We start from the raw sequence: 316 nt of genomic DNA, 5'->3' as shown, positions 1-316 counted from the left end.
GTTGCTCCGGTATCACCGGTTGCTCCTGTGGCGCCGGTCGAGCCGGTTGCTCCGGTCGATCCGGTCGAACCTGTTGCCCCAGTAGAGCCGGTCGAACCTGTCGATCCGGTCGAGCCAGTTGCTCCGGTCGATCCGGTCGAACCTGTTGCCCCAGTAGAGCCGGTCGAACCTGCCGATCCGGTCGAGCCAGTTGCTCCGGTATCACCGGTTGCTCCTGTGGCGCCGGTCGAGCCGGTTGCTCCGGTCGATCCGGTCGAACCTGTTGCCCCAGTAGAGCCGGTCGAACCTGTCGATCCGGTCGAGCCAGTTGCTCCGG

1 protein-coding gene is annotated in these 316 nt (G+C 65.8%); it reads left to right on the top strand.

From position 1 onward, the window contains the following. Positions 1 to 316, top strand: a 316-nt coding sequence (locus tag EN925_RS41395) for a hypothetical protein (protein ID WP_245487506.1), incomplete at both ends; no start/stop codon positions are given.

The sequence above is a fragment of the Mesorhizobium sp. M7A.F.Ca.US.006.04.2.1 genome, assembly GCF_004022915.1.
Taxonomy (GTDB): domain Bacteria; phylum Pseudomonadota; class Alphaproteobacteria; order Rhizobiales; family Rhizobiaceae; genus Mesorhizobium; species Mesorhizobium ciceri.
The sequence above is the reverse complement of the archived record's forward strand: the minus strand, read 5'-3'. Positions and strand labels throughout refer to the sequence as shown.